Origin of the sequence: Pseudomonas frederiksbergensis, assembly GCF_003732665.1 — a bacterium.
GTDB classification, from domain to species: Bacteria; Pseudomonadota; Gammaproteobacteria; order Pseudomonadales; family Pseudomonadaceae; genus Aquipseudomonas; species Aquipseudomonas frederiksbergensis_G.
Window position 1 is genome coordinate 1 of sequence record NZ_MOBP01000092.1, and the last position, 278, is coordinate 278.

Below are 278 nucleotides of genomic sequence, written 5' to 3' on the forward strand. Positions count from 1 at the left end.
GGTCAGGCTGGCGACGTGGTTCACGTGCTCGACGCCGGCACGTTTGAGTTCTTCGCTCAGCGGCTGGCTGTGATCTATCACCAGGTCGGCGCCCAACTCGCGCACCCAGCTCTGGGTTTGTGGACGAGACGCGGTGCCGATCACCTTGAACCCGGTGAGCTGGTTGGCCAGTTGGGTCAGGATCGAGCCGACGCCACCGGCCGCACCGACGATCAGCAAACTCTTGTCTTCATCGGTTTTGCCTTCGCGCACTTGCAGGCGCTCGAACAACAATTCCC

At 62.2% G+C, this 278-nt stretch carries 1 protein-coding gene; it reads right to left on the reverse strand.

Going from position 1 to position 278, the window contains the following annotated elements:
- Window positions 1-278 (reverse strand): zinc-binding dehydrogenase (locus BK665_RS33285; RefSeq protein WP_148053279.1); only part of this gene is annotated, 278 nt, incomplete at both ends.